Annotated in this window: 30 protein-coding genes and 1 pseudogene; 21 read left to right on the forward strand and 10 right to left on the reverse strand. The window is 40.4% G+C overall.

The features are described from left to right. Window positions 1–226: 226 nt before the first annotated feature. From FCR06_RS24625 to FCR06_RS24640, 4 genes are all read left to right on the forward strand, one after another. Window positions 227–577 (forward strand): hypothetical protein, encoded by a 351-nt coding sequence (locus FCR06_RS24625; RefSeq protein WP_138504417.1) that lies wholly within the window; start codon window positions 227–229, stop codon window positions 575–577. A gap of 126 nt (window positions 578–703) precedes the next feature. Continuing rightward, window positions 704–1,105, forward strand: a complete 402-nt coding sequence (locus FCR06_RS24630; RefSeq protein ID WP_189523562.1) for an XRE family transcriptional regulator — start codon at window positions 704–706, stop codon at window positions 1,103–1,105. A gap of 103 nt (window positions 1,106–1,208) precedes the next feature. Then, on the forward strand, window positions 1,209–1,421 hold the full coding sequence (locus FCR06_RS24635; RefSeq protein ID WP_138504419.1) for a hypothetical protein: 213 nt from the start codon (window positions 1,209–1,211) through the stop codon (window positions 1,419–1,421). A 25-nt stretch (window positions 1,422–1,446) separates the two neighbouring features. Beyond that, window positions 1,447–1,695 (forward strand): hypothetical protein, encoded by a 249-nt coding sequence (locus tag FCR06_RS24640; RefSeq protein ID WP_138504421.1) that lies wholly within the window; start codon window positions 1,447–1,449, stop codon window positions 1,693–1,695. Window positions 1,696–2,467: 772 nt separating this feature from the next. On the opposite strand, the gene FCR06_RS24645 is transcribed toward FCR06_RS24640, so the two are convergent. After that, window positions 2,468–2,923 (reverse strand): hypothetical protein, encoded by a 456-nt coding sequence (locus tag FCR06_RS24645; protein WP_138504423.1) that lies wholly within the window; start codon window positions 2,921–2,923, stop codon window positions 2,468–2,470. A 133-nt stretch (window positions 2,924–3,056) separates the two neighbouring features. Between FCR06_RS24645 and FCR06_RS24650 the strand changes: the two genes are divergently transcribed. The 5 genes from FCR06_RS24650 to FCR06_RS24665 all read left to right on the forward strand — a co-directional run bounded on the left by FCR06_RS24650 (window position 3,057) and on the right by FCR06_RS24665 (window position 4,600). Then, complete coding sequence (locus FCR06_RS24650; RefSeq protein ID WP_138504425.1) at window positions 3,057–3,254, forward strand: hypothetical protein; 198 nt, start codon at window positions 3,057–3,059, stop codon at window positions 3,252–3,254. 76 nt (window positions 3,255–3,330) lie between these two features. Then, entirely contained in the window at window positions 3,331–3,585 is a 255-nt protein-coding gene (locus FCR06_RS24655; RefSeq protein ID WP_138504427.1) for a hypothetical protein, read from the forward strand. Between the two features lie 66 nt (window positions 3,586–3,651). Beyond that, window positions 3,652–3,804, forward strand: coding sequence for a hypothetical protein (locus tag FCR06_RS32965; protein ID WP_189523563.1), 153 nt, complete (start codon window positions 3,652–3,654; stop codon window positions 3,802–3,804). A gap of 59 nt (window positions 3,805–3,863) precedes the next feature. After that, window positions 3,864–4,064 (forward strand): hypothetical protein, encoded by a 201-nt coding sequence (locus FCR06_RS24660; protein ID WP_138504429.1) that lies wholly within the window; start codon window positions 3,864–3,866, stop codon window positions 4,062–4,064. Window positions 4,065–4,105: 41 nt separating this feature from the next. Further along, entirely contained in the window at window positions 4,106–4,600 is a 495-nt protein-coding gene (locus tag FCR06_RS24665) for a hypothetical protein (RefSeq protein WP_138504431.1), read from the forward strand. Window positions 4,601–4,645: 45 nt separating this feature from the next. Here FCR06_RS24665 and FCR06_RS24670 read toward each other — a convergent pair whose 3' ends face one another. Further along, window positions 4,646–4,855, reverse strand: a complete 210-nt coding sequence (locus tag FCR06_RS24670) for a hypothetical protein (RefSeq protein ID WP_138504433.1) — start codon at window positions 4,853–4,855, stop codon at window positions 4,646–4,648. Window positions 4,856–4,954: 99 nt separating this feature from the next. On the opposite strand from FCR06_RS24670, the gene FCR06_RS24675 reads away from it, so the two are divergent. The 5 genes from FCR06_RS24675 to FCR06_RS24690 all read left to right on the forward strand — a co-directional run bounded on the left by FCR06_RS24675 (window position 4,955) and on the right by FCR06_RS24690 (window position 8,994). Beyond that, a complete protein-coding gene (locus tag FCR06_RS24675) occupies window positions 4,955–5,662 on the forward strand; it encodes a hypothetical protein (RefSeq protein WP_138504435.1) in 708 nt (235 codons plus the stop codon). Window positions 5,663–5,791: 129 nt separating this feature from the next. Continuing rightward, window positions 5,792–5,953, forward strand: a complete 162-nt coding sequence (locus FCR06_RS32970; RefSeq protein ID WP_189523564.1) for a hypothetical protein — start codon at window positions 5,792–5,794, stop codon at window positions 5,951–5,953. A 103-nt stretch (window positions 5,954–6,056) separates the two neighbouring features. After that, entirely contained in the window at window positions 6,057–6,446 is a 390-nt protein-coding gene (locus FCR06_RS24680) for a single-stranded DNA-binding protein (RefSeq protein ID WP_138504437.1), read from the forward strand. A 447-nt stretch (window positions 6,447–6,893) separates the two neighbouring features. Then, window positions 6,894–7,478 carry a DUF99 family protein gene (locus tag FCR06_RS24685; protein WP_138504439.1) on the forward strand — a complete coding sequence of 195 codons (585 nt, stop codon included), beginning with the start codon at window positions 6,894–6,896 and terminating at the stop codon, window positions 7,476–7,478. Window positions 7,479–7,620: 142 nt separating this feature from the next. Next, window positions 7,621–8,994, forward strand: a complete 1,374-nt coding sequence (locus FCR06_RS24690; protein ID WP_138504441.1) for a DUF2252 domain-containing protein — start codon at window positions 7,621–7,623, stop codon at window positions 8,992–8,994. A gap of 8 nt (window positions 8,995–9,002) precedes the next feature. Here FCR06_RS24690 and FCR06_RS32975 read toward each other — a convergent pair whose 3' ends face one another. Beyond that, window positions 9,003–9,161 (reverse strand): hypothetical protein, encoded by a 159-nt coding sequence (locus FCR06_RS32975; protein WP_189523565.1) that lies wholly within the window; start codon window positions 9,159–9,161, stop codon window positions 9,003–9,005. Between the two features lie 47 nt (window positions 9,162–9,208). On the opposite strand from FCR06_RS32975, the pseudogene FCR06_RS34890 reads away from it, so the two are divergent. The 4 genes and pseudogenes from FCR06_RS34890 to FCR06_RS24705 all read left to right on the forward strand — a co-directional run. After that, window positions 9,209–9,334: pseudogene (locus tag FCR06_RS34890) on the forward strand (pentapeptide repeat-containing protein); the annotation flags it as partial. A 27-nt stretch (window positions 9,335–9,361) separates the two neighbouring features. After that, window positions 9,362–11,431, forward strand: a complete 2,070-nt coding sequence (locus FCR06_RS24695; protein ID WP_411268020.1) for a pentapeptide repeat-containing protein — start codon at window positions 9,362–9,364, stop codon at window positions 11,429–11,431. A 9-nt stretch (window positions 11,432–11,440) separates the two neighbouring features. Beyond that, window positions 11,441–12,049: a hypothetical protein gene (locus FCR06_RS24700; RefSeq protein ID WP_138504445.1), complete on the forward strand. Its 609-nt coding sequence runs from the start codon at window positions 11,441–11,443 to the stop codon at window positions 12,047–12,049. A gap of 45 nt (window positions 12,050–12,094) precedes the next feature. Beyond that, a complete protein-coding gene (locus FCR06_RS24705; protein WP_138504447.1) occupies window positions 12,095–13,819 on the forward strand; it encodes an NACHT domain-containing protein in 1,725 nt (574 codons plus the stop codon). 228 nt (window positions 13,820–14,047) lie between these two features. On the opposite strand, the gene FCR06_RS24710 is transcribed toward FCR06_RS24705, so the two are convergent. From FCR06_RS24710 to FCR06_RS24725, 4 genes are all read right to left on the reverse strand, one after another. Beyond that, window positions 14,048–15,469 (reverse strand): pentapeptide repeat-containing protein, encoded by a 1,422-nt coding sequence (locus FCR06_RS24710; protein ID WP_138504449.1) that lies wholly within the window; start codon window positions 15,467–15,469, stop codon window positions 14,048–14,050. A 39-nt stretch (window positions 15,470–15,508) separates the two neighbouring features. Beyond that, window positions 15,509–15,871 carry a hypothetical protein gene (locus tag FCR06_RS24715; protein ID WP_138504451.1) on the reverse strand — a complete coding sequence of 121 codons (363 nt, stop codon included), beginning with the start codon at window positions 15,869–15,871 and terminating at the stop codon, window positions 15,509–15,511. A gap of 230 nt (window positions 15,872–16,101) precedes the next feature. Then, the gene (locus FCR06_RS24720) at window positions 16,102–17,022 is read right to left on the reverse strand and encodes a hypothetical protein (RefSeq protein ID WP_138504453.1); all 921 of its coding nucleotides are present in this window, start codon (window positions 17,020–17,022) and stop codon (window positions 16,102–16,104) included. Window positions 17,023–17,214: 192 nt separating this feature from the next. Continuing rightward, window positions 17,215–17,817 carry a thermonuclease family protein gene (locus FCR06_RS24725; RefSeq protein ID WP_138504455.1) on the reverse strand — a complete coding sequence of 201 codons (603 nt, stop codon included), beginning with the start codon at window positions 17,815–17,817 and terminating at the stop codon, window positions 17,215–17,217. 429 nt (window positions 17,818–18,246) lie between these two features. Between FCR06_RS24725 and FCR06_RS24730 the strand changes: the two genes are divergently transcribed. The 3 genes from FCR06_RS24730 to FCR06_RS32980 all read left to right on the forward strand — a co-directional run bounded on the left by FCR06_RS24730 (window position 18,247) and on the right by FCR06_RS32980 (window position 20,870). Further along, a complete protein-coding gene (locus FCR06_RS24730) occupies window positions 18,247–18,891 on the forward strand; it encodes a hypothetical protein (protein WP_138504457.1) in 645 nt (214 codons plus the stop codon). A gap of 105 nt (window positions 18,892–18,996) precedes the next feature. Beyond that, a complete protein-coding gene (locus tag FCR06_RS24735; protein ID WP_138504459.1) occupies window positions 18,997–19,644 on the forward strand; it encodes a hypothetical protein in 648 nt (215 codons plus the stop codon). Beyond that, a complete protein-coding gene (locus FCR06_RS32980; protein ID WP_189523566.1) occupies window positions 19,641–20,870 on the forward strand; it encodes a hypothetical protein in 1,230 nt (409 codons plus the stop codon). Before FCR06_RS24735 ends, FCR06_RS32980 begins: the two co-directional genes overlap by 4 nt. A gap of 1 nt (window position 20,871) precedes the next feature. Here FCR06_RS32980 and FCR06_RS24745 read toward each other — a convergent pair whose 3' ends face one another. From FCR06_RS24745 to FCR06_RS24755, 3 genes are read right to left on the reverse strand one after another with little or no spacing between them, the layout of a single operon-like run. After that, entirely contained in the window at window positions 20,872–21,870 is a 999-nt protein-coding gene (locus FCR06_RS24745) for a hypothetical protein (protein WP_138504505.1), read from the reverse strand. Further along, on the reverse strand, window positions 21,809–23,080 hold the full coding sequence (locus tag FCR06_RS24750) for a hypothetical protein (protein ID WP_223280274.1): 1,272 nt from the start codon (window positions 23,078–23,080) through the stop codon (window positions 21,809–21,811). Before FCR06_RS24750 ends, FCR06_RS24745 begins: the two co-directional genes overlap by 62 nt. Further along, complete coding sequence (locus tag FCR06_RS24755) at window positions 23,067–24,152, reverse strand: ATP-binding protein (protein WP_138504463.1); 1,086 nt, start codon at window positions 24,150–24,152, stop codon at window positions 23,067–23,069. The genes FCR06_RS24750 and FCR06_RS24755 overlap by 14 nt, the downstream gene beginning before the upstream one ends. Window positions 24,153–24,194 lie beyond the last annotated feature (42 nt).

Below are 24,194 nucleotides of genomic sequence, written 5' to 3' on the forward strand. Positions count from 1 at the left end.
ATAAAATTAAATTGACAAAATTTTTTGTTCGCTCCGGTTCGCTAAAACTGGGGCGAGTTCTTTGCATTGGAGAATTTAGAAAAAACTTCACACCTTACCAAACTTTTACCTGCATCACTGATTTAATAGGATTAAGATAGTAGATGTAGTGGGTAAACCTTGCATTCAAAATTCAGTCATAACTGCATATCATACTATAATATTCAGTCAAGACATAATTAAACCTATGAATTTTTCACAGGCTTTGGATAAAACCCTCGATGAGTTCGACATTAGTGCGAAGTGGCTGTCTGAGAAGACTGGTGTTTCTCAGCAAATGATCAGTGGGTTTCGACGAGGGAATCAGCGAATTTATTCCGATAGCCTAGAAAAGATACTAGCGGGATTGCCAACCGATGCTAGAAATTACCTGTTATGTGAACTAGCAGAAGTCGATACAAATAAGGTTGATTTGCGATCGCTTATCGTTAAAGCACCTCCACAAGAGCAAGCTGAGGCTCTACATCTAATTGCCGAAATATTCGCCAAAAACATCCGTAACAATACGGATACAGTCGAATTTGCTGAAGCAGTATAAGTTGCAATAACGCAACAGGCTGACCAACTTAATGCCAAGGGCGTATTGAATCATTCATAGGGTAGGTGCCTACTTCTCCAAGTAGGCATCAAATCTGTTAATACTTATCAAATACTATAAGTAATAATGCCAGATTTTGCCAAGTCCCAGCGACATCAAAAGCTGTTTGATGAAATGTTAGTACGTTTTGATTTGAATGCACGCTCGATTTGCGATGCTACTGGAATTACAGAAGTAACGATTTCGCGCTTTCGTAACGGTAAATGCGATTTAGGTAGCGCCAAGCTGGTTGCACTCTTAGAAGCTGCCCCCCAGGAAGCGAGAAACTGGTATTTATCAGAATTATTCAGCGCTAAACCTGCTTCCTCGCTGCGATCGCTCATCCGAGAAGCATCGCCCCAAGAAAAAGCTGAAATATTAACGGAGATTGCTGGCTGGCTACAAAATATCGATGATATTGGCTCTACTTCAGTTGATTTCAGCATCCCCAATGATATTTGTACTGATTTAAATCTTGCTAATCTATAACTTCTAGGAATTAACGACTCTTGACTAAGTAATACTACGGATTACACCAGCTTGATGTTAGCTGTATGATTGAAAGCTGAAATTTTGATAAATTAAAATTCGAGTGAAAAGCAATATAGATAAGGCTTTAGGAGATTGCCAGCATCTTACGAAAGATGAAAAGTTGGTATTAATTCACAAGCTTTTACTGAGTATTGGTTTGTCGGCGATATGCGCCAATTGCTTAATGCATAGTCCGAGTCATATACATATTGCCAATAAACATCAGATGGCGATTATGCTGCGAGCGATCGCGGCAAATATTAGAAAATTATAAAACGAAAAATCCATTCTTAAAATTAATGGAAAATAGCGTAGGCGCAGCCCGCCGTAGGCATCGCTTGGATGCTGAGGGGAAAGCCAAATTAATCAAGCATCTTTTGGGCGAACCTGGCTTGCAAGTGGTAATAGGGAGTAATCAAGTTCATGCTACGAATGTATACCAAGTTAATTTAAATAATCCTGACCAGATATCAACGATATTAGAAGCGATCGCGCGAAAAATTTCCTCTGATGATTCCCTAGAAGATAAGACAGAGGGAGCGGGCTAATTCTTAGAGGAAAAATGCAACACCGAACAACCAGCCGTAGGCATCGCATGAGTGAAGGTGCGATCGCTTTCTAAGAGCTGTTGCTTCGCTTTTAATATTTGAATATACAAGGTTGCTTCGCAGTTGTTTTCCTTTTTGCTCCGACAAGCTACGCAAAAAGTGTGTGAAAAATGAAGCTTTTGCTGATTTTATCATTTCCACTCCGCTTCACTTCGTTCCGCTCCGTTCCAATGATATCTGTTAATATTGGGCTTCATTTTTCACGGGAGAGAAGAAATGCAGAGAGAGAAAAAGGAGAGGTAAAGGTATCTCGGTGCTTGTGTGCCATTAGCTACCTAGTTATGGGGTTGTGTGCCAGTGGTGGCCAAGCCTCCGATCCAGCACTCGCCCCGGCTGCGCCKGGGCAAGACACCCCCTTTGTTCCTTGATTATAGAGCGTACACGTGCTATAATGGTTATTGTTACTCCTATTTAGCCATGCTTTCAGCTATCTTCTCCCGTTACACCTGCTTTGGTTTTTCAGGTTCCCGCCATTGGGGTTTGTCTTCTGCCCCCCTGTCTGCTGCGGCTGCTGCTGTCCCTGTTGGCTCTCGCGTTCTGGTCGGCTGCGCGGCTGGTGTCGATGCGTTTTTCCGTGCGGCATTCCTGGCTGCCGAGGTGTTCGCGGTTTCGTCTGGTGTGTGGGGTTGTGGCCGTGGCGCGTTTGCGGCTCGGTCTGTGGCGTGTGTCCGTGCCGTTGCTGCTGCTGGTGGCTTGTGGGTGTCGTTCCCGTCTAGTCCTTGTCCGGTTGGTCTTGTTCCGTCGTCTTCTCAGTCGCGGTGCTTCTCCGGCTTCGGGTCTGGCTCCTGGGCTTCGCTTGCTTTTGCCCTTGGCTCTGGCCTGCCTTGCGTTGTTTTCTTGGGGTCGCTCCCTGTTCCGCCAGTGTGGGGTTTGTTTCCAGTGTCTGGCCTTCCTGGTTGGTTTGGCTGTGCTGCTGTGGTTGGTCAGCCTGTCCCGGTTCAGTTGTCTCTGTTTTAGTCAGTTGAGCGGCCTTGTGCTGCTCTACAGCTTGGGCGATCGCATCTCTACAAAAATCTCTGTATCCTTCCCCAGCAACCCTTTTTAATCTGTCAAGCTCCGTAGCCGTAATTCTAATGGTCAGCGCCACATCCCGTTTCTCTTCATTACCGTAGTCAAACTTAAATTTTGTTCCAAATTCTGGGTTTCCTCCTGGTCTGCCTCTCCCCATCTTCCAGCCTCAAATCTGCACTTTACATTCTAGCCCGTGTACGCGCTATTTTGTTAAATATTACGTGAAGATTAACTTTTATAGTGCGTGTACGCGCTATAATATAAGAGTAAACAAAAAAGGTATCCGACCAATGCAAGATACACAAGAATACGATTTGTACGAACTTGAGAAGTTAAGAAAAGCCATTGATTTATTAATCCATCTTGAACAATCAGAAGATGAAAGCTCTCTTAAATTAGATGATGCTAGAAATTCAGTAAGACGACGAATCAAGGGATTATCAATTGACTTAGGCATTCACAAAGAATTTATCAACGAAATCCACTAGTTAATCTGCGATCGCACATATCAAGCGATCGCACCCTCTCTTCACTTCTTCGCTTGTAAAACTCTTGTATCCGACCATGACAAATTTAAAACCGCATTCTTACGCAACTTTCGATTTAGTTAAAAGTGAGCAGATAAAAATAGGAGCTTTTTTTGTAATACTAAAACACCAGGACGGCATTTATTCAACGGGAATTTTAATAGATAATCCTATAGAGAAAAATGAGGGTGGCTGGTATCTTTTCGGTGAGCAAAAACACAAGAAAGAGTTGGCCGCAGTAATAGCATTTAACAAGCTTTGTGCAAGTATCCCCGTAACAGTTCACGGGTAAATTTCAACAGCGATCGCTTTCCACGGCGATTGCTCTGTTCTCTCTTGATTTAAAAAGTATCCGACCATGAAATTTAAAGCTGATTTGACCGACACAGTGGGCAGGCTAAAACTTATTGAAATCGAGTTCACAGGAAAAATAAAAATAACTGACTGCGAACTTCGGCAGATTATTACCAAAGAATTACCAGGATGGCGCTTACTTAGCTGGTGGGTTTAATCCTAAGAGCGATCGCACTCTCTCTCCATTCCTCTAAGAATCTTAAAAGGTATCCGACCATGAGATATGAAACGACTTACAAAGATAGGCAAATTATCATCAAACCGACTCTTGCAGGGGACTACATTGTAATTTGCTCACTAGGCTTGTCTGTAAAAAAGATGCGGCATTTCCCAAATGCAACTCAAGCTTTGGCAAGGATAAAAAAAGCCATTGACTCAAATCAGTTTGAGGGAAGAGACAGAATTTTTTGGTGGTAGTTAATTGAAAAGCGATCGCTCCTCCTTCATCCTCTAAGAAAATGATTCAAGAACTCTGCACCTGCTCTAAAACCTACTTAAAATACTCTCATCTCATCAATCCTTATCCTAAGAATCCAGAAAGTGAGCAAGCTTTAATCAATTTGCATCAATCAATTCTCATTCCAATTTTCAATAAATTTGGATTAGAAAATCTCAAGCTCACATACGGATTTTGTAGCAAAGATTTAAAAAAGTTTCTCACTTGTGAAAAATCTAGAATCTGCATTGAAGTTGACCAGCACATGAGTTATGAAACCAATAACAAAGGCAAATATTATTGCAAACATCTAGGTGCTGCTTGCGATTTCAAAATTATAGGAGTTGACAGCACAAAAGTTATTGGATTTTTAAGGAATCTTGACTTTGACTCAATCTATTACTATGGCAAGGATAAATCAGTTCATGTGAGTTGGTCACAAAGTCCACGGCGTAAGATTTGGGAATTTACTGCACAGAATACACCCAAGCCTTACAGCAATTACTACTGGGTTTAGTTGATAAGCGATGCCTACAGCGGGCTGTTCGGTGTCGCTTTTCCTCTAAGAATTTTTCTGTTCGCGCTCTAACTTTTCTGCGATCGCCTGTCTGATCCAACTGGCTTTTTCTTTTCCAGCAACAGCTATAAGCCGCTCATACATAGATTTAGTCATTCGCAGAGTGGTTGCAGGGCTGTCTATTGGTTCATCCCCAGCAGACACAAACAAACCACCCTCACCCTGCTGAACTTCATAAGGTTTATCTCGTTTCATATCCCTAAAAACATTTCTCAAAAATATTGTAACTTGCCATGTAAACATGATGAAAGCCTGTTACCATGTTTACATGGAGTTATAAAAGGTATCCGACCAATGCCAGCACAAAAATTCTCAGCCAAAGCTCATACTCGTACTGATTACAACTATTCAAATTTCCACAAATCTTTATTACATGAAAATAACAGCGAAGATTATGCACTTCGCCATCTTTACAGCCTTGAGAATACAAAGGTTTTGTTAGAAAAGTGGGGATGGTCTGCTGACCAAATTAAGGCAGGAATTGACTATGCAACTATTGACGTTTATAAAAATTTTGTTTATCTCCACATTACAAACAAAGTTACTAAACGCGGGGAACTGATTAAAATTCGCGGCATCTCTCGATTCATTTCAAAAGCTGACTTTGTAAGTGTTTTAGTAGAGCGTTGCTGGTCAAAAGCCGATCCTTATAAACTTCAGCCTGGGGATAATTGGGATGAATTAATAGCTCGTGGTAACACTGGCGACTTTTACGAGGTGAAGTTATATCAATATGAAATCACCTGCACTTGCCACGCCTATAGCGGCATTGAGAAAGCTTTCGCGCAAGACCCAGTTGCAACTAAACACCTAATGCTAAATCCAGTTGCACAAGGCCAAATACCCGACAAGCATATCTTTGCTGCTTGGAAATATATCGGGGCTGAAACTTTACGCCAGTATGAATACTGCTGGCTTGAGCGAAAGGAAACAGCTATGAAAGAGCAAGCATGGCAATTTAATCCTGAGCCAGAACGTGAGTCAGAGTTTGCAGACTGGTAGTGAAAACTGGCCGCCAGCCCACAGCCATAAGAGAGGGCATTAACCGGGGAGGTATCCGACCAAGGATTCCCCGGCTGCCTTACGGCTATTTCATAGTAGCAACTTTCCTCTAAGAACGGAGCAAAGACAATGGACATGAAGCAAATTTTAGAAAAACTGAGCGATTTAATCAGCGAACTGGAAACCTTAATTAATGAGGCTGATGGCGAGGAACCAGACGAGATATTTATAGGCGACTTGGATCTTGGATTGGGCTACTTACAGCAAGCCTACAAGTGCAAGAACAAATAGTAAATCTGCGTTAGCCCAGCGGCTCCCCCTTGGGAGCTTCGCCTAAATACTTGAATATCTGGGTGATCGCAAAGACTGTAAATTTATCCTCTAAGAATCTACCATGACACCAGAACAAACTAATCTTTGGCTTGAAATTCAGCATCGGCAAATGCTTGCACTTGAGCAAATAGCTAACTGTTTAAGTAGATTGACTCCTAACACTGCACCAAATTACCAACGAAATATTGACGAGTTCAAGCGCTTTGATTGGTCTAGCATTGATGCAACTGTTGAACGTACCGATCAGTATGGAGCGGCGATAGTAACTTGGAAAGGACACCAGTTTATTAGGCGATCGCCCTCCAACAAGTTCGGTGCAGCTGTTTGGTTCTCTCGCTGCACTGGTAAAGATGATGCAGGTGAAAATGTCTATGAGCGGCTGATTACCTTTAAACCTGTTTCTGATAAAGAAGTCGAGCCACTCCCTGAAAAAGTTAGTCGCTATTTGTAGTGAAGTAGCCCACCGCAACGCTAAAAAATAAATCCTGGTTGTTGTGACCAGGGTTTAACTTTGTCGCAAAGCCAGCCGCACTGTTAAATAACTAATGACCAATGACGAATGACTAATAACCAATGGATTTTCTTAAGCGGCCAAAAATGCAACTAGGCTTGCAAACAGGCCAGCCCGCGAAACCGCCGCGTTGCCGCAGCAGTTTTTTACTTTAGGCTGTGTCTGTTTGCAAGGGCTGGCTCAGGGAAAGTTGCATTTTTGGCCGACGAGTGAGTTTTAAATTCTGTAAAAAACTATGTCGAGCGTACACTGCATTAAAACTTCCCTGAAATTTCTTAGAGGAAACTAATTCTGGCGATTCCTCTTTTTATAACCCTGTACGCCCAGGCGTTTGGATTGTGCGATCGCAATTATCTTATGCTAATTTATCCACCAAACAACAGCTTAATGAAACTTGAATCTCTACTGAAACTCAATCGTACTATTCGCGTTATTGGCTTCGATGATGCCCCTTTTATTCGGGGCGCTGGTGGCAATGTTTCTATAGCTGGGGTGGTGTGTGCAGGAACTCGATTTGAAGGTATGGTGTGGGGCGAAGTACAACAAGATGGTTTTGATGCTACAGAAGTCATCTGCAAGTTGTTGATAGGAAGGAAGTTTTTACCACAATTACATATCTTGCTATTAGATGGAATTGGATTTGGGGGTTTTAACCTCGTCAATCTTCCAGAATTGGCTGACCGCCTGCAATTACCTTGTGTTACTGTGATGCGCCGCCAACCTGATTTAGTTGCTGTTGAAGAAGCGATAAGTCGTCTGCCAGACTTGCAAGAGCGACAGAAACTTTTACACCTTGGTGGCCCGATTTATGATTATTCACCCTTTTTCTTCCAAGTTGTCGGTGAAGAACCTGCTGTAGTAGCTGGAGTGCTTCAGCGCTTAACTGACTGTGGCAAGGTGCCAGAAGCTTTACGGTTAGCTCATTTGATTACATCTGCTGTCATGACTGGAGAGGCAGCTCGGCTTAGATAAAAGAGGCGCTAATGGGCGATCGCTCGCCTCAAAAATACTCGCTTTAAGACAGACAACAGGTTAAGAAATGGTTGTTGGATAATTGTTTGCCTTTAGAGTAATCTGACAAATATAAATTGATTTGCAAGCTTGATGAGCTTTTATGTTAAAACGAATACGTATAATTGTTACCTTGGCAATTGCAACTTTAGGGTTTGCATCTACGGCTACTGCTGCAACTCCTCGTCAAAGTTGGGTAGAAAATGAAATCTATCAATACAATCATCAGTTTGCCTCTCAATTACCTCAAGAGCTAGCAACAAAAATGCAAAAGATGGCAGTTAGTCCTTTTGCCTTTTATCGGGGGACTGCTCACATTTTTTATCGCGATATGCAGACATTACCAAGTTCAGTATTTGTCAATTCTTCAACCTCAGCTATTTGGTTAGAAGGTGATATGCATATGCAGAATATTGGGGGGATGAGGGATAGCAATGGTAACAATGTGTTTGATACCAGTGATTTTGATGAAGGCTATCTTGGTCTATATGTTTGGGACTTGCGACGTATGGCAGTTTCGATTCTGTTAGCAGCTAAAGAAAATGGTCTGAATTCTAATGATGCTCAGGATGTTGTTCAGAATTTTCTCGATAGTTATCTCAACAAAATGAGCGATTTTAAAGGAACTAATGACGAATTATCTTACCGTTTAGAATCTAGTAATACAAACGGTGTGGTTAAGGATTTAATTCAACAGGCTGCTAGTAAAACTCGTTCAGGTTTATTAAGCAAGTATACGCTGCTCAATAGCAATGGCGACCGCGTTTTCCAAACAACCTCTGAACTCCAACCTCTATCTAGCAGTATCTATTCAAGTATTAGTGCTGCTATGAGTAGCTATATAGCTTCAATTCCTAGCAATAAACGCTACAGCGATAGTTATTACAATCTTAAAGATATTCGTCTGAAATTAGGTTCTGGAACTGGTAGTCTCGGTAAATATCGATATTACTTGCTAATTGAAGGCCCTAGTTCTGCAACCGACGACGATCGCATTTTAGAAATGAAGCAAGAAAGCACCAGCGCCGTAGCTATTGCTGTTCCAGGTTTGTTATCAAGTTCTGCATATGGAAACAATCAGGGCGCAAGAGTGACAATCGCCACCAAGGCAATGCTTGCTAATACCGATCCTTTAGTTGGCTACACTACTCTCAACAATCTTTTCTTCATGCTACATGAAAAATCGCCTTACCAAGAAGACTTTGATTATACATTGCTAACAACCAAAACAAAATTCATGGATGCAATGGGATATGCAGGAAAAATCGTAGCTAAAAACCATGCTATTTCTGACAAGGATTACAATGATGCGATAGTTCCTTATAGCGTCGATAAAGAAGTAACCGATATTGTCAGTGGTAATAAGGCTGCATTTAAAAACGAGATAGTCAACTTTGCCTTAGACTACGCAACTCAAGTTGAGTATGACTATGCAAGTTTTGTAGATGCTCTAAACCGAGGAGTACCACTTTACTAAAACAGCCTTCAGTTTATCAGAGCAAGTTTTCTTGAGGATGCGATCGTCCACTGCTGCATAATCAATTTCAGTTCTGGGAGAAAGGGTGCGATCGCCCTTTTGAAATAGTGTTCGCGTCCTGTCACCGTATCTTCAAATTGATTTTTCTCAAATCCGGAATATCTCATCGCCAATCTGTATCAGAATTGAAGTACAAGCGTCTTTTTACCCAGTTATGCCCCAAGACTTCTCAGGTCAAAATCTTCGAGGGCGCTCCTTCAAGGGACAAAACCTTGAGGGGGCTAACTTTAGCGGTGCAGATATTCGAGGTGCAGATTTTAGCTACGTAATTCTAAGGGGTACAAACTTCAGCTATGCTGAAGCGGGGGTGCAAAAGCGTTGGACTACTTTACTGCTCATTACCTTATGGTTACTATCTGGAATATGTGGGTGTTTATCAGCTTTTCTTGGAGTAGTGGTAGGGTTTATACGTAGTTCAATTTTTACTTTTCAGCTTGGAGGTTGGGTCGCCTTAATAGTAATAATTGTTTTCTTTATAATTATAATTTACCGAGGATTAAATTCAACCGTCGTCCCTATCGCTGTTCTCTTTGCCTTCACCTTTGCTGTTGTTGTCGCCATCGCCTTCTTCATTGGCGGAGCCGATTCCGGTAATATTGATCTCTCCTCTGACATTGGAGGTATCGCTGTTGCCTTCGCCGTTGCTGAAGTTGTCATGATTGCCATTTCCCTTGCTGGACCCATGGCCCTTGCCTGCTCTTTCATCCTTGCAGGACTCCTTGGTGGAGTTGGGACCGGGATTTTCTTCTTCGCCTCCGCCTTCATTTTTGAAGGATCTTTTGCCATCGCTGGAGTCGTTGTTGGAACTTTACTCAGTGCTTATATTGCTTGGTATGCAATGAAAGGAAGTGAAAAGTACGCTTTTATTCACAATATTGCTGTCGCATACGCTGCTTTGAAAGGTACAAGCTTTCGTAATGCTGATTTAACTGATGGTAGTTTTAGAGAAGCTAGACTTAAAAGTACTGATTTTAGAAAAACTACTCTTACTCGTACTTGTTGGCGAAATGCACAACTTAATTGTATTCGTCCCGGAACAACTTATCTTCATAATATACAAGTGCAGCAGTTACTAGTCACAGGAAAGGGAGAGAATCAAAACTATGATCGCTTGGATTTAAGAGGTATTAATTTATATGAAGCAAATTTAGAAAATGCTAGCTTTATTGATACAGATTTTTATCAAGCTAATTTACAAAAAGCTAATTTGTCTAGATCTATACTTGTACGAACAAATTTTGAAAGATCCGATATAAGAGGTGCTTGCTTAACTGGAAGCTGTATCCAGGATTGGATAATTTCCACAGGAACTAAGCTTGATGGAATTGTTTGTGATTACGTTTATTTAAAGTGGATTGATGAAGATAAACGTGACCAAATGCCACCTAGAGGTAAATTCAAAAAGGGTGGCTTTGTTACTTTTGTCAAGTACATCCTGGATACTGTTGAGCTTTATCATGAGAAAGACATTAATCCCAGATTAGCTCTAATTGTTTTGCAAAAAATGTCTAAAGACTATGATGAACCTCTGAATGTTGTAGCTTTTGGAAAGAGAGGAGACAAAGTTTTTATTCAGGTTAAGGTTTCTGAACGTATTATTCAAGATCAATTTAAAGAAAATTATTACTTTAGGTACGATGAAGATTTGAAATTATGGTCAGGAAATACCCATCAGTTACCACCTGCCGTAAATAGTTTTATCGAGAAGAGAATTAACGAAATTGCTTCAGAAAGAACAGATGATTTTGTTTTCATTGATGTTGCTTACGTAGAAGGAAATTATACCGAAATCTCTCAACGAGATACAACAGTGACTGGCGATCGCAATATCAACATACGTAGCGGCAACTATAACGAGCGTATTGAAGGTGATTATATACAAGGTGATAAGGTAAATAGTATGACTAATAACCCCGGCGGATTTTCAGTTGGTGGTTCAGTTGGTGGCAATGTTAACAACGTTCAAGGGGACGGCAACCGCGCTGTTCAAGGAGATAATAATCAGGCTGTCCTTGGTGATGATAATCAGATAACGCAACAAAATCAAGTGGGTGCAGATACCGGAGAATCACTCACTAGAGAAGATGTAGTCAAATTACTGGCTCAACTGGAAACTTTGATTAAAGGGGCAGAATTACCAACTGATACTAAAGAAGAAGTAATTGAAGATTTGAGTGCTGCTAAGAAAGCCACAGACAAAGAAGAACCGAACAAACAACGTGCATTAGACCGTTTAACAGGTGTGGCAGAAACACTTGAAAAAACTAGCAAGAGTGTAGAGGCAGGTCAAAAAATCTGGACAACAGCCAAGCCAATTCTTGTAAAAATTGCAACTTGGTTAGGTGTTGCTGCTGGTTCTCACCTATTGGGATTGTAGAACTGAATTATGAGTCAGCAGCCACCTGATAACTCTGAACCACAACAGCCTGATGCAAGCTCAAGGCAGCAGGGTGATAGTTCCACATCTGATAATTCAGTTCAAGGTAATCAAAACCGAGCCGTTCAGGGTAATGATAACCAAGCTGTTTTGGGTGACAACAACACAGTATTTCAGGATAATAGAAAGTCGCTTGCTTGGAATATTTCTCTTGGGCGAGGGGATACTACTAAATTATCTGATTCCAGAAACCGTGTCCGACAAATATTGTTAAAGCAAGTCAGTACTGAAGTAGAAAGTCGGATAAATAGTTCGCTGCATAATCGGGTTTATATTCTTCTTGATACAGAGCAAAACCCATATAATATTGACTCTCCTTGGGAGATGGAGGTTAAGGTAGGTTCTAAACCTAAAATCAATTTAAATAATACAGAAATTATTCAAATTTTTGACCAATCAGATGTTGCAGGCAGATTATTAATTTTAGGACAGCCAGGAGCCGGAAAAACTACTATAGTCCTTAAATTAGCTGAGGAGTTAGTTAAACGCGCTTACTCTGACCCATTATGTGCTATACCAGTATTATTCTCTTTACCCACTTGGAAAAATAATAATTAAAGCATCAAGAATTGGTTAATTGACCAGCTAAAAGATAAATATGGGGTGCGGAAAGATATTGCTAAACAGTGGATAAATAATCAAGAAATTTTACCCATTTTAGATGGTTTAGACGAGTTAGCAGCCGAACGCCAGGAACTGTGTGTTCAAAAAATTAATGATTTCCTTCGTCCTGAGAATTGGATTAATCCTTTAGTAATTTGTAGCCGGACAGAAGAGTATCAACGCTATCAAACTTTACTACAACTAAATAACTCACTGGAATTATGCCCTTTTACTTCTCAACAGGTTCGTAAATACTTACAAAAAACGGATAACGTAGACCTATGGGATAGTATTAGTCAGGATGAAAATTTAACCGAATTAGCCAAAACACCACTTCTGTTAAATATTATTGTTCTTTCCGCTCAAGAGATATCAGTACCAACTTGGCAGTCAATTAAGTCTTCTAAAGAACGCCTTGCTTATTTATTTGATGCTTATATCCATCGGATGCTCAAAGGCCACTACAAAGATAAACAACCTCAGCATAAAAATATAAAACTTTGGTTAAGTTGGTTGGCACAGGTGTTAATTGAGGAGAAATCAACGGAATTTTTAATTGAAAGAATGCAGCCGGATTTACTAAAAAAGAAGTTTGACAAAATTATTTATAATTTGATTGCTTGGGGAGTTATACAGTGGCTATTTTCTGGGCTGATTTTGGGGCTGGTTGATGGATTGATTTTTGGGCTGGTTGATGGGTTTAGTTTTGAACTGATTAATCGGAGGATGCTGACTCCTGGGCTGGTTGATGGGCTGATTTTGGTGCTAGTTTTTGGGCTGGTTTTAGGGCTGATTTTAGGGCTGATGAATGCGCTAATTGGTAAGCAGATAGTAGATAAATTTCAAAGAAATGCTTTAATTAATTCTCAGAGATTTTTTAACATAACAATTATAAAATGGCTAATTTTGGGGTTGATTTCTGGGCTGTTTGCTGGACTGATTGCTGGACTAATCCCTGGGCTGATTGATGGACTGTTTTCTGGGCTTTTTGATGGAATGTTTGTAGGGCTGATTTTTGGGCTGATTTTTGGGCTAATTGGAGATAAAATTGAGGCAATTGAAACTCTAAAATTTTCTTTTCATAAAACTTTAAGAGGGTTGATTTTAGGGCTGATTTGGGGAATGGTTCCTCTGTTAATTTTCGGGCTGATTTTCGGGCTGATTTTTGGGCTGATTTCGGGGATGAATCATCAGGAGATGCTGATTAATAAAATGTTTTATGGGCTGAGTTATGGGCTGGTTTTAGGGCTGGTTTTAGGGCTGGTTTTAGGGCTGGTTTTAGGGGTGATTTTTATGCTTTCTTATGGGATGTATGGGGTAGAAATTGAAAATAAAACTATTCCTAATGAAGGTATTTGGCAAGCTGTTAAAAATACGGTAAAGTTATCAGTATTGATTTTTTTTCCGTCCACAATAGTAATTTTTTTGATTCAGCTAATTATTATATCAAGTAACAGTAGTTTAAATGAAGTCTTAATTTTTAGCTTAGTATCGGGATTATTTTTAGGATTATTCTTGGGGATATTTAGAAGTGGAACACCTGTTATAAAACACTTCATTTTACGTATAATTCTTTGGTCTAGAGGTTATATCCCCTGGAACTATGCTAAGTTCCTTGACTACTGTACAGATCGCTTATTACTCCAACGTGTCGGTGGGGGCTACCGCTTCATCCACAAACTGCTACAAGACCACTTCGCGCAAATGGAGTTCAAGCGGAATTAAGAAAATACAACCCTTTCATGAGGGGAAGGTTATAATCAAAACCTGTTATAAAGTATAAGGAGATACCTTTCGGCGGCCACCCTATTCTCAGTGACTAAAAAGTTATCCCGAAGGCTTGGGCCGTTGAAAGGCTGTTTCTACACTTGCTTCTATATTTTGGCTAGATATGAAACTTTCAACCAAGCGCCGATAATAGTTCTTTTCAGCGATCGCTAACAACTACAATCCTTAGTGAGGAACCAGAATTCCAGAGCGATCGCCAGGATAATCCTCAAAGATTGCTCCTTCTTGAATTAGGTTAAGTTTTGTGGTTTCAGAAATTCCTTGATTATTTCCGAATCGAGCATTTTCTACATTAGCAGTATTCAAGTTAGCACCACTCAGGTCGGCACCACTCAAGTTAGCACCACTCAAGTTAGCACCATTCAAGTTAGCACCACTCAAGTTAGCACCACTCAAGTTAGCACCACTCAAGTTAGCACCACTCAAGTCGGCAATAAGCGGTTTATAACGAATCCGGTTGTGATCACTTAAGTTGTGAACACTTAAGTTGACACCTCTCAGTTTTTTACGAATCAGTCTGGAATCACTCAAGTTAGCACCATTCAGGTTGGCATCTCTGAGGTTGGCATCTCTAAGGTTGGCATCTCTGAGGTTGGCATTACTCAAGTCGGCATTACTCAAGTCGGCATTACTCAAGTTAGCACCATTCAGGTTGGCATTACTCAAGTCGGCATTACTCAAGTCAGCAACATTCAGGTTGGCACCATTAAGCTTGCCACCTCTGAGGTTGGTACCATTCAACTTGGCATCTCTGAGTTTGGCACGAATCAGTCTGGAATCACTCAAGTTAGCACTATTCAGGTTGGCATTACTCAAGTTGGCATCACTCAAGTCTGCATTACTCAAGTCAGCACCATTCAGCTTGGCATCTCTGAGGTTGGTATCATTCAGCTTGGCATCTCTGAGGTTGGCATTACTCAAGTCGGCATTACTCAAGTCAGTAACATTCAGAACATTCAGGTTGAAATCACTCAAGTCGCTCTGAAAAAACTTGACACGACTCAAGTCGGCATCACTCAAGTTAGCACTATTAAGCTTGGCACCTCTGAGGTTGGCACTTCTGAGGTTGGCACCTCTGAGGTTGGCACCGCTCAAGTCGGCATTGCTCAGATTTTGACTGCTGGCTCCATTTTGGACAATATCTTGAATCAAACGAGATTTTTCATCTAATTCTGTTAAATCAACGTACTCAACAGGATTACCTAATACTTCAGTGAGTTCCCCCGATTCAACTAATTCCTTAATTCGTTCTAACCCTTCATCTGAACCATTAAGAATAATTCTGATACTGCCTTCCTCAACTCGAATAATTTCTATAGTTGCATCACCAGAAATTTTTTGTAACAGTGCAAGAATAGCTTTTAATTTGGCGTGGTCAATTTCATCAATACTACCTGCGATCGCAAACGCCAGTTGCTTTGGACTTACTGTTATTTTCCCGTTGTTTGTGTTAGGAGAGCTTGGGTTCGGAGCATTTTCATAGATATGTACTGTTTCTGCATGAATATAGTGCTTGTCAATCCGCTCGTTGTAATTACCACCACTTGTTGTTATATTTTTCGCTTCTGGCATTTGCGGTTCTGTCATGGTGATATCTATCCGTTTGCAAGCGTGTTAATCAACTCATCAGACATTCTTCACTTCCTGCCAGCCTTTAATCGCTCCAGTAATAAATGCCCCTACCGGATTATCAATCGCTTTTTCAAATGCCGCCAAGCCCCCTTCTTTAACAGCACCTATAACCCGCTGTTTCCAAGTTGGGTCGCTTTCGATGCGCTTAACAACTTCTGTTGCCACTACCATATCTCTTGCTGGTGTGTCGGCAGGATAGCTAGTCTCTAATTGTTTAAGCAGCGCTTGTATTTCGGCTGCGGCTTGGACTAGGCTTTGCGGTTGTCTTGCGGCGTAATAGTTACCTTCGATATAACTACCATCGATGCGCTCGTTGTAGTTGCCGCCGCCAGTATTAATGGTGCGATCACCTGCCATTTATTTATTTCCAAAAACAATTCATTGCGTATATTGTAGTTAAAACTACGAAACTTGTTCTACCATTTGATACAAAGCTTGTTATTCGTTAATTCATACGTACTTTAGTGTAGATTGCGGTGATGATCGTGATTGGCTATGCTAAATGCTACATGCCATCGTACCTATTTTTTAGGAAGCTAAGAAACTGGTAACAATTAATTAACTACTAAGTAGCAAGCCTGATATACTCAAAAAAATGAATTACTATTTTGCCAATTATTAAACCGTTCTTCATCAACTTTCTTCTTGGCGTTTGAAATAGCAAGTTCTTTAGAATAACTGTGTGAATCAAAAAGACTTATTTTTAAAAAAGATAAATCATTTCTTTTAATTCTGTAATGCCACCAATCATTTTGGTCTTTTGCTATATAAATAGTGTAGCCTTTGTATGATAAAATACATCTATCTTTTTCGTATTCATCGTAATCATCTTCAAAATATTCTATAGAGTAAAAGTCGCTATTAGTATTTACATTATTAAGTTTGTAGCAATTATTTTGAGTAAGCAAAAGTTTAAGAATAATATTAACCAACTCTTGTTCGCTGTTATCTTCATTAGCGTTAAAATATTCTTTAACTTCTGGATGATTGCGTAATTCTTCAGCTAATTCTTGTGCAAATTTGGATATGCCCTCAATCGGATTTGAGCTTTGAACTACAATCTGATTAAGAATTTCTCTAAATTCATCAAGTGTATGAGAAATATTGGAATTAAGTTCTACTTGACGGTCTTGGATAGTGACGTGTTGATTGATGTAATCCCCCTCAATATAATTTCCTTGAAAGTTTTCGTTATAATTGCCACCTTTAGTATCAATAATGGTTTGATTAGTTTTTTGAGTCTTACTCAATCTATATATTTTGGGTGTTCTTGTGATTTGTTTTATGTGCCTTTGAGAAAGAGCCTTATTTCTCCACGGCAAAAAGATACTTAATAAAATTAAAATCAAACCCGCTATGGTAGCATAAGGATTGATAATAAATAAATCATAAATTAACGCAGCTATTAATAATATTCCTACTGTTAAGCATATTATCTTATCTTTTAACGATAATCTTCGATTTAACAATCGTAATGCATCATATAATTTTCCCCTAAAAAAATGCATTTATATAACCGTTAAATAGTGTTGCAAAACTCTACAGAGTTCAGTAATTAGTTTTTGGCTTTACACAGTATTACTAGATTATTATAATCATGTATGTAATATAAATCACTATTTATTTTGACTTTGGTCATTTAACAAGTCAAACTTTGGGAGCGGGATTATTATAAATATATATATCGTGTCCCGTTGTAACTACCGATAACGCTTGCGATAATCCCAAGGCTTCTCTAGATTTGATTGACTCCATACCCCGACGCGGTTTGTAATTCCTATCTCCTGGGCTTTTGCAAAAGCATCATGGTTTGGGCATTTAGAGGCATATTGTTTGTAGTAGTAAGCCATGCCACTTTTTAACATCTCTTCTTGGAAACTCATTTCCAGCCCCCACTCGCCACTAACTGAGGCCATCACTTCAGCTACAGTTCGACCGTAACGGTCAGTTTCGATAGGAATGATAAGTACTTCATTTTTTGCTAAGGCAACAAGCAATCGCAGTTTCTCCCGTGCCTCATTCCCAAATGGTTGCCCAGGCTGCTTACCGTGTTTAATCTCCGGTGCATCCATCCCACAGAACCGGATTTTTTTAGTTTCGCCACCGCGACGGACAGTAATCGTGTCCCCATCAGCAACGCTGACCACTGTCCAATCTTCAGACAGTGGCATTGCGTGGGGTGAGGTGGAGTCTGCCGCCGCTTCTACAAGCGATCTAGTTTTGGGTGATGTACCTGCTACAGCAATGACAGCAGTGACACAGGCAAGTAAGAAAGCTGGGCTATTTAGGATTTTTTTCCACATTGACAACTATCTCCGCTGTGATGCTTATATGAGTCAGTTTGCCCAATTATCTTGACTTTCTTTTCATGGCTATGGGTTTTCTCTTTTTAAGACTATTATTTATTTGTCTGCCAGATACTTTTAATCCTATGCAATTGTCTGCCAGATAGAAAGCATTTCATTCAAGAGATGAAGATTAAATCTTAATAATTTTCCACCGGACAATAATTTATAAAAATACTTGTATACCAGATAAATAAACACTGATTTATACAGCCAGGTTTACATTAATTTTACATAATTAACGGGATAATTTCTCAAACAAAGTTTATACATTATTGTTTGAAATACAAGGTTAAATTTCAGTAACTTTACTATTTATAAAAAATAAAACTACAGATGAATATGGTTTCAAGAAAAGACGAAATTCAACTTCAATATTGGTGATGTATGAATAAATTACAAATAGTTAAGTTGGGATTAATTACGACTGCTGCACTTAGTGCGATCGCTTCTTCTGTTGCTCCGGCTCTTGCTATTGAATACAACGGGGCAAGTGTTTATAAAGCGATGGATGGAGATAGTCAAGTAATAGTATTTAGTGGCACGTCTGGTAGCAAGATTTCTGTTAGTCTTGGTAGCTCGGATAAATCGACAGCAAGGTTAGCCGGGTCTTGTGGCGAGGTTAGGATTTCTCCTCCTTCATCAGGAGATTTCACAGGTTTAAAAGTTGACGGAACCGCTGTAGATGTTTCCTCTCTTTCGACTCAAACATTACCAAGCTGCCTAAGCGGCTCATTCAGCGAAACCAGAAGCACAAATTTTAAAACTCCAACAGGTCAAGTTGTTATTGTTGGCAAGACTCCAGGTGCAGCAGTAGCAGTTACCCTCCCCTCTCCTTCAACCCGCACAGTAACCGTTAATGGCTGCGGCTTTGGAATTCTTAAAGCTACATCTACATCTGGCCCGTTACCTTCTTCCTTTGCAATAGGTGCAACTTCTTACACTGTGGCATCGTTGCCCAACGCTGGAACACCTCCATACTGTCGAACACTTAACGGCACTCCCTACGGTTACGTTCCAGCATCTTGGTAATTGAGTTATTACGTTAGCGCAGCGGCTCCCCTTGGGAGCTTCGCTCTTTTTTCCTCTAAGAATCTGGGCGATCGCATTTAAAAAAATTTATTAGTTATTAACAATATGAAAATTCTTAAAATTTGTCTGGCACTGCTTTTAATATTTTTGCCTTCTAAAGCTTCTGCACAGATATTATCCAAATATCAAGATGATTTATATATTGAAAATGCTCCTTTTAATCCTTTAGATAAGCTATCTATAGAAGGAATAAAAAAACTCAAACAATTTCAAACTGATAACTGTGGAATTGCTTTAATTAAGGAATTAAATGGAGAATCTAGCCCTGTAGATGTTCTTGATTTATCTTCAGGACAAACACAAACTTTTACGATAGTAGGAGGGATGCAAGATATTAATAAAACTCCAGTTTGTAAAAATGGTGTTTTGCAGACAACTGTAAATTCTGGAATTTTTGCAGTAAATGATAACGTACATGAGACGGTTTACGGATTTAAATTAAATCCTAATGCTGGTTACAGTATTGTTTTTAATGGAATGATTTACAAAAAAATTACTCCTAATTCTTGTGGATTTGCCAAAATTCCAAAGCCTCAAAATGCAATTAATGACAGTCTTTTGAGGATTAATTATTTAGTGTTTAATCCATCATCATCCTTTTCAACAGTGATGGATGATAAAAGATGGAATACTTTGCCAGAAAAAATACCACCTATATGCTTAAAAAATATTAAATATATTCCTTATCAATGAGAAAACTATTATTTATTATTACTCTAATTGCTTTATCTCCAACAGCGGCTCTAGCTGACATGAAAGGCTATCTTGGAACTGATGGATACTTTCATGTTCAAGGTTTGGAAGCTAATAAATCATATTCAATAAATCTAGGAGGAATGCCATTAATTAGAAGTGGGATTTCTAATAGCTGTGGGATATTAAGAATAGCTTCATCAGGGACGATAAAGGCAAGCGAACGTATTGAAATTAAAGATGAGAAATCAGGGAACATTTACGGCTTTGAGAATACGAATGTTCCAGTAAAAGAAACCCAACGATGTGACGGGACAATCAAAGCTGAAAGAGAAATTTGGAAAGATGTAAAGGGAACTACTTATATTTCTGGTTTAACGCCAAGTAGCGCTCAAACTATCAGACTGCTATCTTCAGCCCCTACGAGAAATATCAGAGCAAATATTTGTGGATTCTTATCTTTTAAATTAGGTGACCCGCGCCCAGGTGCAATCATTGTTGATAATCAAGCTTTTGTGCTTTCAGGATTGCAATCAGGTGGGGGGATTGCTTGCAGAAAAGGGAAATTATATGTAGCGTATCCAGCTCCAATTTTTGCAAGTGCTGTTAGTGCTGCTAGTTGGAAACAGCAAAATCCTATATCTTGGTCGTCTAGTACTCAAATAGCAAGTATTACTGGTCGCTCAACCTCTTGGAGTCCCCCGTCATCAAATCCTAATCCTAATCCTGAGCCAGGTAATTCTTGTACTGTAGGGGTAAACTGCGACCCGCCACCGCCTCCACCGCCTACTTGCCCCGAAGGGACTACAGGCACTCCGCCTAATTGCGAAGCACCGCCCCCACCTCCTCCACCTCCACCCTCACCACCGCCACCACCACCAGAGGAACCATCAAAACCAACACCACCAGCAGGGAAAAAAATGTGCAGGGTTGGTTCTCAAATAGTTGCCATGATTCCAAGCGGAAGTACTGGAACTTATAAGCTTTATACTGATTTTGATAGGGCTTCAGAATCTAATAATCCTGATAGTGAAGGAAGATTAATTTTTAATAATTTACAGTTCAATGATAATACGCAATCCTCTTATAGCGATGGCCCAGGTCAAATTGAGGTTCATAAATTGCTAGATGATGGAGGCACGCCTAATGACCCATTTGACGATGAATCTCAATTTGTAGGGACTGGTTATAGAGTTTCTATTCCAGTCTTAGCCCCATGCCAATAAATTAAATCTCTGCATCTTTAACTGACAAAACTAATAATTTAATTTCAAATAATGACCGCCGCATTTTAGCCCAAGCTCTATAAGTCTGGGCTTTTGTATTATCTAAATTATTCTGTCTAGTTAAATAACTTTCAGTATCAGAGTTGCCACGAACATAACGCAACTCAAATACTTTAAATTGGTCAACTGCTCGACTCGCTACAACTTGAGCAGTTTGAAAATCAGTTCTTGCCTCATCAAAACTGATAAGTGATTGAGCTACTTTATCCCTGATAGTATCAGCTAGTTGTGCCCTACTTCTCTGTAATTCTGCCACCTTTACTTGAATATCAGAGATAGCGATCGCATTTCTTTGTGCTTCAGCATTCCCGCCTTGAGAACCTTGAAATAGTGGTATACCTATTACGTTTAATAAGCCATTAATTAGGCTAGTTCTTCCACTAAATATCCCAGCGATATTATCAATTAATCCTGTGCCTGGGGCTTGTGATTGCCCTGCTGTAGGAGTAGGGCCTAAAAGATATTGCAGCGCTGGAGTAAGTATTGACAATTGAATAGATTTTTTATTCCTTACTTTCGCCTCATTAATTCGCTCGTTGGCTTCAGCAATCCGAGTATCAATTTCTTTGAGCAGGGGAGATTGGGCGATCGCTTTATCCTGCAACTGCTGCAAACACACCGCCGACGTTTCCAGACACGGCAACCCCCCGCGTAAGAGTCGCCACATATCATCATTCATTTCACGTTGCAAAATCACATCGATGCTGGGCTTGTTAAAAGGGTTCTGTTCGGGCTTTGGGAGTTTAGAATCAGATTCAAAGTCAGCCTGCTGTGCCTCCTCTGGTGATAAATTCTCTTGTGGTTGTTCCTCTTCGGAGGTTGTCTCGTCTGGTGTCTGTTCTTCTTGGGTGGTTGGCTGCGGCGGTGATGTCGGAGTTTTAGGGTTTGGCTTTGCTACTGGGATTGGGACTGGAGACTGTTGAGCGTTCGCCCCCTCCATTCTTAGAGGAAACAGCAGGAGCAGTAATAGTAACAACCGTTGTATATTTCCCATCTTTCCCGACCCAAGGCTTAATCCGCTTAATGTAGCCATTGCGGGGGCTACGAATCATCGGGATAAGTGCTAGTTTATCTTCAATTGTGGTTAGGGAAATATTTAGTTGAGCTAGTTGGTAATCGCGATCGCGGATATCTTGGGCGTATTGTTGTTGTTGGCGCGAATACTCTTGTTGAGTCTGCGTTTCCTGCTGGCGTTGCCGTGCTTCGTTGAGACTAGCATCATACTCCAAAAGGTTACGCCGATTCTGGGCAGCAACTAACCGTGAGTTTGCCAATTCCAACTCAGACTGAGCCAGTCTCACATTCATTTGTAATTGCTGTAATTCCTGCTGTTGGTTGATAGCTGAAGCATTGAGCTTGGCTTTGCTTTGCTCAAGAGCAGAATTAGCCTGATCGAGTTCCGATCGCAATTGTTTTAATTTAGCCTCTTCATGTTGCAAAATCTCAGTCGATAATTTCATATCCTTCATTGACTGAATTAATTGCTCTTGTTCTGCCACTTTTTGAGATGCAATTTGAAATCCAGCTTCAGCGTTCTCCGACTCTGCCCGTCGCTCTGGATTATCGGTTTTTAGTAACTGTGTACGTGCCTCTAAAACGGCCTCAGCTTGGGATAACTTCATTTGAGATTGGGCGATCGCAGCACTTTCCTCTGAGAAAATCGCTCTTGGTAGTTGCTTTAGTCCTACAGGTTGCTTTGGCTCAAAGGGCTTGGGAATAGCCTTGTTTTTCAGATTGTCAATTTGGAGTGTAACTGATTTTTTCTGCTTTTCTAGTCGTGTACGCTCTAAAGAATTATCGGTAATTATGTCGCCCTGCCGGATTTCTTGACCGACTTTTACCTTTAAAAATGACGGACTCTCAACTGATAAAGTCATTCTTAGAGGACGGTTTTGCTGAAGGATTGAAATGTCAGAATCGTCTACTTCAGACGCTCGTAGACTCGCTAACCCTTCGCTATTGTCTGTTGTATCAGACTCAGTATTATTTTTAATAATTGTCTTACTTTGATCTGACGCTCGCTGACTCGCTAACGCTTTGCTATCTGCAACTGCTATTTGATTTTGGGGATAATATTTAGTCGTAAAAATTAGTCCAGCCAGTCCAATGCAAAGATAAGTGATTAAATTATTGACATTAAATTCTTTCATAATAGGGCTTGATATTAACTTTATGCCCATCTTTGCCCATCCTCACCAAAGCTTGAAGAGGTTCTAGATTGGCTATTAAGTGGTCAGAAAAACGAAAGCGTGAGGCAACCCTTTTAACTTCTGTCTGATCGACTCCTAATATAACCTTGGTTGCAGTATTAGCAATAACTTCGTTGGATATTTCAGCATCTCGCTGAGAAGCCACCACAGCAGCAAGACCAAATTTACGGCCATCTGCCAATAAAAGATTTAATGTTTTAGATGTTTTAACTTCTTTACATTCGTCTATAAATAAGTATGTCCTGGGGATTTTCCCCTCAATTTCCCCCATGATTCTGTGACTATCCATTACTTGTTTAATTAAGGCTTCTGCTGCGATCGCACTCAACCCCGGCACTTTCCCCAATGCTGACAAATCAAACCGGATAATCGGAGCATCAAGCGACGGCTGAGGACGAGTAAAAATTCCATACTCAAACATTGCCGCAAGCTTCAGGGCAAGTTTTGATGATTCCTTGCAACCGTCCTCAATCCTAGCTTCAATCTCAATTCTTACATCAGCAAATGTTGGGGCTTTCTCTGTCCAAGTGGCGGGTTCATCCTGAATAATCCCCCTTTGCTTATAACAGGTAGTCAGGATATCGATCATGGCTCCTTCCTGATTTACGCCCATTGTCAGCGCTTTTTTGAGGATGGCGGCGACTGCGATCGCTTGCAGTGATGGCCCCCCGCCTTTAGTATCCAAGTCCACCACTAAAGGGTTGATACCGTGTGGTGACTCCATATTAAGGGGATAACACATCTCGCCTGGTAGCTCTTGGTCGCCATGAAAATCCAGCGTAATGATATGTACACTCGGTATAAAGCGCGGGAGTTCATAAGCGATGGCTTTAAGGGTTTGCGTTTTCCCAGAACCTGAAGCGCCAATGATAGCAACGTGACCGTTAGGTAAATTTGAAGGATTCCAGTAAACTTTGTCACCTAATAAAATACCGTCTGTTGTTGACTCTGTAGTACTTTTCTTGGATTGATTAGGTTTTAAGGTGGCTGCTGGTAGTGGTTTAGGGGACATCGTGTTTAAGTTAGGAGTTAGGTATTAGACATTGGGTGGGGG

Origin of the sequence: Nostoc sp. PA-18-2419 (assembly GCF_005869855.1) — a bacterium.
In the GTDB taxonomy this organism is placed as follows: domain Bacteria; phylum Cyanobacteriota; class Cyanobacteriia; order Cyanobacteriales; family Nostocaceae; genus Nostoc.